Here is a 9,852-nt window from a genome sequence, read left to right as displayed (position 1 = left end):
AACAGTCGCTATCTTCATGATGAACGCTCCTTTGCCGTGGACGTCACGACCGCTCCACTCTGGCATAAACCTCTCGCTGCGTAGCGGGAGTCGTCCATCACATCAGAGCCCGTTTGACGAACTCCGGCGTGTAACGCTTCACCCAACGCAGGATCGTTGTGTGGGCCACCGACAGGCCGCGCTCAGCCATCATCTCGACAAGATCACGCAGGCTGAGCTTGTAGCGCAGGTACCAGCGCACGCACAGAATGATCACGTCGCGGTTAAAGTGACGGCCCGAGAACAGTTCGTCCACACTTTTCAGCTTGCTCATTGTCGGATGATGAGTTCGGGGAGCAACACTTTAATCGATTCACCTGCACTATTTGCACCATGTATGGACGACTCCCTGTTGTCAAGCAGTCCGCGTTCTCTGGCATCGGGCTGTGCCTAGGGTCTTGCGCGCAGTTCGGGTCGACCGCGTTGTAGTAGGCCGTCATGCTCGGATTCCTCGAAAGTAACACGGAGGTTGCCATGCTTCATTCGGAGGTGTACAAATTTCAATACACACGTCAACAGGGTCTGCAGCGTACCTACGACGTGGTGCTTAACGTCGCCCACTCGGAATCCGGTGTGTTTGCTTACGAGTCGTGGGTGCATTTCAATCACGAGTTCAAAGGCAACGGACTCGTTTTCCCGCTGATCGCAAGAACGGGCGCTGATGCCGAGGCAGAGGCGCGAGGACGGATTGAGGACAACATCGAGCACCTTGCCGGCGTCGCTGAGTAACCCGCTTATCGCCACTAGGCGTGCCAGATCTGACTGCGTTGTGCCTGTCCGTTTATGTGGTCAGCCACACGGCATCCAGGCATCAAGGCTGTACCGGTGAAGACTGAAGCTCAGCAGGCGGTCCTGGCGCTGCACCGGATGCGCCAGCAACTGGTCATATTCAGGCGCTCTCAATCGAACTGCCTGCGCGGATTACTCGGCGAGTATGGTGAAGTGATGGCTACCGGGCGAGCAGCAATGAGAGCGTTCGATTTGGTGGGCTCATGCAGTAGTCCGAACGGTTGAGTCGTTGGCTGGGAAGCCGGGATACCATCTCGCGAAGTCTTGCCGCAGACGGTCATCGAGGACACAGGTTTTCACCTGTAATAGCAGATGTGCGCTGTGCGGAGACCAACGCATCTGTTGGGACTTGGACATGCGCTTGTCGATGATCTGATTGACGGCCGACTCGACGAACGCGGTCGAAATGCGCTCGCCAGCCCGGTATCGACGTCCATAGTCGGGGAGCGAGTCGGAGTTGTTGTTCAGGTATCGACGCAAGCCGGTAGCGAGCTTGCGGACTCTGGTCACCACGGCCTTGTCCGCCAATGCAGGTCGATCGAGAATGTTCAGCAGGCAATCCAGCCGGGCGATAGCTTTAGCGGGACGGCCATGCCACAGGCGCCACCTGATCGATTCGACCCACCCTGAGATCCGGTTATGCTCGCGCGATGGCAATTGCTCAGCCGCGTCCTTGCCATTGACGACATTGCGCAACACCGTCAGGCGCCGGGTAAGGTGGTACCAGTCGAGCACGTGCGCTGCATCAGGCAGCACGGACATCTGCAAGTCGCGCAATCGTGTGTCGCCGTCAGTGAAGACCATCAATCCATCTCTGGCCCCCCCGTTCGGCGACGGCGCGTTGCACGCGCGTGCTCGAGTGCTTGTCAATGGTGCGCACAAAGCCCACGCTACGCTGCGTAGCCGTCCTCGGCGAGCACCCGTCCCGCAATGATCTCGAAGGATTTTGCCGGGTCGGGGCAGCAGTGACGAACATAGCCGCCGTCCAGGCCAACCGTGGTCACAGTCGATTGATGCTCATGGGGCGCAGCAGTCATCGTCAGCTCTGCTTCCATGCGCGAGCCCACACGAAGGGTGCGATCCCGTACGGTACTGGCGCTATGGCCGGACCCGACGGGCAACAGCAGGTGAAGGATCTGCGCGCTACGCCCATAGGACACCGTAGCGGCCAACTCGCTCTGCACGCACCCGAGTTCGGCCGAAATCCAGCGCTGACGAGGCGGCCGGGAGCCTGCCGGGCAGCGCCCTGAGGCGGTTCGACACATCCGCACTTCACGTACCGTGGCACACGCAGATCGACGTCGCCAAACAGGCTGCGAAACCGTGCGTCGTGATAGTCCTTGATCGCTCGCGCGATGCCGCACTGTGCGCAATGCCGCCCCTGCCGCGTCGTCGCAAATTCGCGTATGACGATCTCGTGCTGAAGCCGTGCGACGATCTGCTTTCCTTCGGACAGCCTCAGCCCGAGCATCGCCACTTTCGCGTCTCCAGCGCGACTGATATGGGCAAGCGACACCTCGCTCGTTGCGCCGTCTTCGCCCCTCACCGCCAGGATCAATTCGAATTCCAAGGTCGTCTCCGTCGTTCACCACGGAGCGATTATCGGTCAACTCGAACAATCCTCCGCCCGGTGCCATGCAGAAGTCGGACCCCACCAAATCGAACGCTCTCGTCGCCCGCGGCTGGGTGCCGATGCTTGACGGATCTGCATCCTGGTCGAAAAATCCGCCGCGCGCCGGCGTATTGGCTATCCTATATATCTGGTCCGTGTTTTCGACACGCGACCGCAAAACGGGGTGAAGGCCGGCTGGCCGGACATAAGTCTGCAGTTGTCTCCACCCCGCCTCGGATGGGGTCCGCTCGCTGCGGGCCGTTTTTTTAGCGCGCTCAACGGTGTGCTCCGCGCTTCCTGACGCATACCGATGGCCGCCCAAGCCTGCTGCAGGTGTGTCGCAACCAGGGAAAAGACCAGACCGACAGTGCCTGATCGGACGGGATATTTTTATAGGGGCCGCCCGCAAAGCCTTGTCGAGCTGGGTGTTTCCTACCACCGTATTCCCTACAGAAATCACGGAACACGACCCGTTTAAGAAAAAGCTCAGAAACAGGGTCGCCCATAGGTGCGGCCGGTGTATCGCCCTGGACGATGCCCACAAGCCGTTCAACCGTGACCTGGCGAATCGGAATCAGCCTTTCGGCCGAAATGTGATCAGAAAGCTCGACGGTGTGCGGCCGTTAACATCCCGCGGCATCGGGTTGGATTTCTCCACCGCGCTCAACGAGGCGATGTCCCATTCGAGGTTGCCGCTCGAGCGCTGCATTGTGGCGCTCAAAAGCGACCCATCGGGTGCGCATCTCACGGCAATGACCGACGACAGGTTTCCATCGATGTTAGTCGGCGCCACGACGTTCGGGCGCACTCGCCGTCTGACCCGGTCCGCGTAACCCGGCGACGCCGTTGCGACGGTGTCAGGCTTCAGGTCGTTACCCGACGATACGTCCGCTGCCAATGCCAGCAATGCGGCGAGGCGTTCCTCGTGTTGTCTATCGGCCGAACTGTCTGGCTTCTGCGCGGCTTTTTCTCCCGCCTTCGCCACCAGGGTTCGGACAGCAGGCGCTTGTCGTGGCCGTTTGGCCGGTTGGGCCTGACGCACCGTTTGCCGATACCGGTGCATTTCCGGCCGCGACGCGACATTGATATGAGCATTTTCGTCGCGGGCCGTGGATCGCATGGGCTCCTCCGTCACGGAAGGCACAGGCAACGACGATGGAGCCAACGTTGACCGGTCAGCCACGGCTACCGTCGTGCCGGCCGGTGTGTTTTTCTGCCAGTGTGCGCCGGAGAACAGGAACGCTGCCAGCACTGCGTGCATCGCTACCGCGAGTGCAAATGCACGACAGGTGCCGCGCTCGCGAGGCGGTGGGACCGGCCGGCGCGGTAGCTCAGGCACGTCAGCTCTTGTACTGGCGGGCGTGCCGTTCCAGACGATCGCGCGGGAGAGCGTCGATACCGCTCCCATGGCGCGTGCCGTCACTTCAAGCGCAAACTTGCGCCAACTGCGACGCGCGCGCCGCAGTTGGACCGGAAAACGTGCCTTCGTGCTCATTGCGATTTGAGGCCGAACTCCGCGCGCCTGATGCGACGCGCCTGCAGTCTGCCCATTTCAATGGTCCTACTAACAATTTTAGCTTCGTAGGTGGCGATTACCACCCGTTGAACGGGATCTGATCTCTGCTGGCCCATGAGAATGCTGTTTCAGATAGCACTCGGCCGGCGAATGGGCGCCGAAGTAGCATGGCCTCGTGGTCGGCCCGCCGACCCAATGGGACCTTATCGGCAATGAGCGTGCGTGCATCGCCTTGCCGATCGCGACGAAGGTGACATTCGCGCTTGCTCAGCCTCACGCGAACTGCCAGATGGCTTGCGTGCGGCGCAGATCCGGCGCTGCACGACAACCGCGGGATGACCGCCACGGGCATCGCCGTACAGACCGGCTGGAGTCACGCGGCCGTGCTGTTGTCCACGCACTGGCGAACCGCTTCGGCATCTTCAGCGAGCGAACGCTCCTCCGTCGCCGTCGCGTCTGCCGTGCCACGTGAGGGTTTATCCGCTGCCGCCCCGACGGAAATTTCTAAAGTCGCTATCTATACTGGTAATTGGTGCAATCTCCACGTTTGAGGGCCGCTACCATGGTCAACTTGACGAGGCGCCAGTTCCTGAAAGTCACCGCCACATCGCTCGCCGGATCGAGCCTCGCCCTGATGGGCTACTCACCGGACCAGGCGATCGCCGAAGTCCGACAGTACAAACTGGCGCGTACCACTGAAACCCGCAATACGTGTCCGTATTGTTCAGTCGGTTGCGGGGTCCTGATGTACAGCCTTGGCGATGGCGCGAAGAACGCCAAAGCCAGCATCATCCACATCGAGGGCGACCCCGACCACCCGGTCAATCGCGGCACGCTGTGTCCGAAGGGTGCGAGCCTGATCGACTTCATCCACAGTCCAAGCCGTCTCCAGCACCCGGAATACCGTGCGCCTGGTTCCGACCAGTGGCAGCGCATCTCGTGGGATGACGCGTTCAACCGCATCGCGAAGCTGATGAAGGAAGACCGCGATGCCAACTTCCTCGAAACGACGGACGATGGCAAGAAGGTCAACCGGTGGCTCACGACGGGCATGCTGGCCGCATCGGCAAGCAGCAACGAATCAGGATACCTGACGCACAAGGTGGTCCGCAGTCTGGGGATGCTTGCATTCGACAACCAGGCGCGTGTCTGACACGGCCCGACGGTGGCAGGTCTTGCCCCGACGTTTGGCCGTGGAGCGATGACGAACCATTGGGTCGACATCAAGAACGCGGACGTCATTCTGGCGATGGGCGGCAATTCTGCCGAAGCGCACCCGTGCGGGTTCAAATGGGTCACCGAAGCGAAGGCGCACCGCAAGGCGCGCCTGATCGTGGTCGACCCGCGCTTTACGCGCACTGCATCGGTGGCCGACTACTACGCGCCGATTCGCACCGGCACCGACATCGTGTTCCTCGGCGGGGTCATCAACTATCTGCTGACGAACGACAAGATCCAGCACGAGTACGTGAACAACTACACGGACTTGCCGTTCATCGTGCGCGAGGACTTCGCGTTCAACGACGGCATCTATTCGGGCTACGACGCCGAGAAGCACGGCTACCCGGAGAAATCGACGTGGGACTACGAGCGCGGCGACGACGGCTTCGTGAAGGTCGACACGACGCTGCAACATCCTCGTTGCGTATACAACCTGTTGAAGCAGCACTACCTGCGCTACACGCCGGAGATGGTCGAGAAGACCTGCGGCACGCCTAAGGACAAGTTCCTGAAGGTGTGCGAGATGCTCGCCTCGACCGCGTCGCCGACGCGCGCCGCCACCATCATGTATGCGCTTGGCTGGACCCAGCACTCGATCGGTTCGCAGATGATCCGCACGGGCGCGATGGTGCAACTGCTGCTGGGCAATATCGGCATAGCGGGCGGCGGCATGAACGCGTTGCGCGGCCACTCGAACATCCAGGGGTTGACCGATCTCGGCCTGCTGTCGAACCTGCTGCCGGGCTACATGACGCTGCCGTCGCAAGACGAACAGGATTACGACGCCTACGTCGCAAAGCGCGCAGCGCAGCCGTTGCGGCCGAACCAGTTGAGCTATTGGAAAAACTATCGGGGCTTCTTCGTTAGTCTGATGAAAGCGTGGTGGGGCGACGCGGCGACCGCCGGGAACAACTGGGGTTTCGACTATCTGCCCAAGCTCGACAAGCCGTACGACATGTTGCAGGTGTTCGAACTGATGTCTCAGGGCAAGATCAATGGCTATCTGGCGCAGGGCTTCAACCCGCTTGCCGCGGCACCGAACAAGGCGAAGATGACCGTCGCGTTTTCGAAACTGAAGTGGCTCGTGATCATGGACCCGCTCGCCACTGAAACCTCCGAGTTCTGGAAGAATCATGGCGAGTTCAACGACGTCGACCCGTCGAAGATCCAGACTGAAGTGCTCCGTCTGCCGACAAGCTGCTTTGCCGAAGAGAACGGCTCGCTCGTCAACTCCGGGCGCGTGCTGCAATGGCACTGGCGGGGCGCCGAGCCGCCGGGTGAAGCGAAGACTGATCTGGAGATCATGGGAAGCCTGTTTGTGCGGATCCGCAAGCTGTACAAGGATCAGGGCGGCAAATTCCCGGACCCGATCGTCAGTCTCAGCTGGCCTTATGCGGCTCCGTCGGCGCCGACGCCAGAAGAAATAGCGATGGAATTCAGCGGCAAGGCTTTGGCCGACCTGGCGGACCCGAAGGACGCGACCAAGGTGCTCGTGAAGAGGGGCGAGCAGCTCGCGGGCTTCGCGCAACTGAAGGACGACGGCAGCACGTCGAGCGGCTGCTGGATCTTCTGCGGAGCATGGACGCAAGCCGGTAATCAAATGGCGCGACGGGACAATGCGGACCCGACGGGCATCGGCCAGACACTTGGCTGGGCGTGGGCGTGGCCGGCGAACCGACGCATCCTGTACAACCGCGCGTCGTGCGACGTCAACGGTAAGCCGTTCGATCCGACGCGCAAGCTGATCGCGTGGAACGGCAAGACGTGGAGCGGTGCCGACGTGCCGGACTACAAGGCGGACGAGCCGCCCGAAACCGGCATGGGGCCGTTCATCATGAACCCGGAAGGCGTCGCGCGTTTCTTCGCCCGTGACGCCATGGCCGAAGGTCCGTTCCCTGAGCACTACGAGCCGTTCGAGACGCCGCTCGGCTACAACCCGCTGCATCCGCAAAATGCGCAGGCGACGAGCAACCCGGCCGCCCGTGTGTTCCCGAACGATCGCGCGGCGTTCGGCAAGGCGGCGGACTTCCCGCACACGGCGACCACCTATCGGCTCACCGAACACTTCCACTACTGGACCAAGCATGTGCGGCTGAACGCGATCATTCAGCCGGAGCAGTTCGTCGAGATCGGCGAGGATCTCGCGAAGGAGATCGGCGTGGTGGCGGGCGATCGCGTGAAGGTGTCGTCCAATCGCGGACACCTCGTTGCGGTTGCAGTGGTCACCAAACGCATCAAACCTCTGATGATTGACGGCAAGAAGGTGCAGACAGTCGGCATCCCATTGCATTGGGGCTTCAAGGGGCTGGCGAAGCCCGGCTATCTGATCAACACGCTCACGCCAGTGGTCGGCGACGGCAATACGCAGACTCCCGAATTCAAGTCCTTCCTCGTGAAAGTCGAGAAAGCCTGACCCAGCGAATGGAGAACGCCATGCCATTGCAATCGCTCGATATCAGGCGCCAGTCGGCTACCACCGTCCAGCCGCCTTCGGTGCGCGAGCCGCCGGTCACGGGAGGTGTCGCGAAGCTGATCGACGTCACCAAGTGCATCGGCTGCAAGGCGTGCCAGACCGCCTGCATGGAATGGAACGACCTGCGAGATGAAGTCGGCACCAACGTTGGCGTCTATGACAACCCGCGCGACCTGTCGGAGCACTCGTGGACGCTGATGCGATTCGCCGAATACGAGAACCCGGATGGCAACCTCGAATGGCTGATCCGCAAGGACGGCTGCATGCATTGCGAGGACCCCGGGTGCCTCAAGGCGTGCCCGTCGCCTGGCGCAATCGTGCAATACACGAACGGCATCGTCGATTTCCATGAAGAGAACTGCATCGGCTGCGGCTACTGCATAACCGGTTGTCCGTTCAACATTCCACGCATTTCGAAGCGAGACCATCGTGTGTACAAATGCACGCTGTGCTCGGACCGTGTCGCGGTTGGACAGGAACCCGCGTGTGTGAAGACCTGCCCGACCGGTGCGATCGTTTTCGGCACCAAGGAGGACATGAAGCTGCACGCGGCCGAGCGTATTGAAGATCTGAAAGAACGTGGCTTCAAGAACGCCGGACTTTACGATCCTCCGGGCGTCGGCGGCACGCATGTGATGTACGTGCTGCACCATGCCGACAAGCCGTCGCTGTATCACGGGCTGCCCGATGATCCGCACATCAGTCCTCTGGTGAGTTTGTGGAAGGGCGTTACGAAGCCGCTCGCGCTGGGCGTGATGGCGCTGGCGGCGCTCGCGGGCTTCTTCCATTACACCCGCGTCGGTCCAGACGAGGTCAGCGAAGAAGAGGAGCGCGACGCCCGCGATGAGGCGCGTCGCGTGAAGGAGCGTTCCGATGAAAACTGAAGAAGACGTGGCAGACGCGAACCGGATCGTGCGTTACACGGCGAACGAGCGCACCAACCACTGGATTACTGCGATCACATTCGTCCTGCTCGCGCTGTCCGGGCTAGCGCTGTTTCATCCGTCGATGTTCTGGCTGACGGCGCTGTTCGGCGGCGGTCAATGGACACGGATCCTGCATCCGTTCGTCGGCGTCGTGATGTTCGCGTCATTCCTGATTCTTGTGTTGCGCTTCTGGCATCACAACGTGCTCGACAGCAGCGATATCCAGTGGCTCAAGCAGATCGACGATGTGCTCGCCAAGCGCGAAGACAAGCTGCCCGAGATCGGCCGCTACAACGCCGGACAGAAGGTACTCTTCTTTGTGATGGTCGCGTGCATGATTTTGCTGCTGCTGAGCGGGATTGTGATCTGGCGGCGCTATTTCTCGTTTTACTTCCCGATCACGCTGATTCGGCTAGCGGCTGTGATTCACGCGGCCACAGCGTTCGTTTTGATCGTCGGGATCATTGTGCATATCTATGCGGCGCTGTGGGTCAAGGGGTCCATTCGTGCGATGGTGCGAGGGACTGTAACCATTGGGTGGGCGCGGAAGCATCATCCACGGTGGTTTCGCGAGAGTATTAAATAAGGGTTCTGGTTTGCCTTTGCGGCGCGGCGGGGTCCGGAGGTACGGGGGCAAATCCAACTCCGCCGCGACGCACGCAGTGCGGAGTGATCCGTCGCCAGCGGATACCCGCGCGCCGCCTCGCCGATGAACATCACTCGGCGCCATCGCCTATCCTGTCAGTGTGGGAGTGGGTCGCCATTGATGGCGTGAAAGGGAGGTCTTCATGGGTGTGCAGGAGGGTTTCGTCGGCTGCATCGGCAACACGCCGCTGATCCGGTTTTCCAAGCTCAGTGCGGAAACAGGGTGTGAAATTCTCGGCAAAGCCGAATTCCTGAATCCGGGCGGGTCGGTGAAAGACCGCGCGGCGCTGTACATCATTCAGGATGCCGAGCGGCGCGGCGTGCTCAAGGCTGGGGGGACGGTGGTGGAGGGCACCGCCGGCAATACCGGCATCGGACTCGCGCATATCTGTGCCGCGCGCGGCTACCGCTGTGTAATCGTGATTCCGGAGACCCAGTCGCTGGAAAAAATGGACATCCTGCGCGTGCTGCGTGCGGACGTGCGTCCGGTGCCGGCGGTGCCATACAAGGATCCGAACAACGGCTCTGATGTGATGGACGACTCCCGCTACGCAGCGAGAGGTTTATGCCAGAGTGGAGCGGTCGTGACGTCCACGGCAAAGGAGCGTTCATCATGAAGATAGCGACTGTT

Annotated in this window: 8 protein-coding genes and 2 pseudogenes; 6 read left to right on the top strand and 4 right to left on the bottom strand. The window is 61.1% G+C overall.

What is annotated here, in order from left to right:
- Nucleotides 1–109: 109 nt before the first annotated feature.
- Nucleotides 110–313, bottom strand: a pseudogene (locus tag HV744_RS35425) (IS6 family transposase); the annotation flags it as partial.
- Nucleotides 314–513: 200 nt separating this feature from the next.
- Here HV744_RS35425 and HV744_RS35420 point away from each other — a divergent pair.
- The gene (locus HV744_RS35420; protein WP_175153907.1) at nt 514–768 is read left to right on the top strand and encodes a hypothetical protein; all 255 of its coding nucleotides are present in this window, start codon (nt 514–516) and stop codon (nt 766–768) included.
- 63 nt (nt 769–831) lie between these two features.
- Nucleotides 832–1,008 (top strand): annotated as a pseudogene (locus tag HV744_RS35415) (IS110 family transposase); the annotation flags it as partial.
- 21 nt (nt 1,009–1,029) lie between these two features.
- Here the strand turns inward: HV744_RS35415 and HV744_RS35410 are convergent.
- From HV744_RS35410 to tolA, 3 genes are all read right to left on the bottom strand, one after another.
- Entirely contained in the window at nt 1,030–1,590 is a 561-nt protein-coding gene (locus tag HV744_RS35410; protein ID WP_175153906.1) for a hypothetical protein, read from the bottom strand.
- 128 nt (nt 1,591–1,718) lie between these two features.
- Nucleotides 1,719–1,883, bottom strand: coding sequence for a hypothetical protein (locus HV744_RS35405; protein ID WP_175153905.1), 165 nt, complete (start codon nt 1,881–1,883; stop codon nt 1,719–1,721).
- Between the two features lie 1,131 nt (nt 1,884–3,014).
- A complete protein-coding gene (gene tolA / locus HV744_RS35400) occupies nt 3,015–3,935 on the bottom strand; it encodes a cell envelope integrity protein TolA (RefSeq protein WP_246279365.1) in 921 nt (306 codons plus the stop codon).
- A gap of 583 nt (nt 3,936–4,518) precedes the next feature.
- Between tolA and fdnG the strand changes: the two genes are divergently transcribed.
- The 4 genes from fdnG to HV744_RS35380 all read left to right on the top strand — a co-directional run bounded on the left by fdnG (nt 4,519) and on the right by HV744_RS35380 (nt 9,838).
- Entirely contained in the window at nt 4,519–7,590 is a 3,072-nt protein-coding gene (fdnG, locus tag HV744_RS35395) for a formate dehydrogenase-N subunit alpha (protein WP_175153904.1), read from the top strand.
- A gap of 20 nt (nt 7,591–7,610) precedes the next feature.
- Nucleotides 7,611–8,534, top strand: a complete 924-nt coding sequence (fdxH, locus tag HV744_RS35390; RefSeq protein ID WP_175153903.1) for a formate dehydrogenase subunit beta — start codon at nt 7,611–7,613, stop codon at nt 8,532–8,534.
- A complete protein-coding gene (locus HV744_RS35385; protein ID WP_175153902.1) occupies nt 8,524–9,162 on the top strand; it encodes a formate dehydrogenase subunit gamma in 639 nt (212 codons plus the stop codon). The genes fdxH and HV744_RS35385 overlap by 11 nt, the downstream gene beginning before the upstream one ends.
- A gap of 202 nt (nt 9,163–9,364) precedes the next feature.
- Entirely contained in the window at nt 9,365–9,838 is a 474-nt protein-coding gene (locus HV744_RS35380) for a pyridoxal-phosphate dependent enzyme (protein WP_281363699.1), read from the top strand.
- Nucleotides 9,839–9,852: the final 14 nt, after the last annotated feature.

Origin of the sequence: Paraburkholderia ultramafica, from assembly GCF_902859915.1 — a bacterium.
GTDB lineage: Bacteria > Pseudomonadota > Gammaproteobacteria > Burkholderiales > Burkholderiaceae > Paraburkholderia > Paraburkholderia ultramafica.
This window is presented reverse-complemented; position numbering and strand designations above follow the sequence as displayed.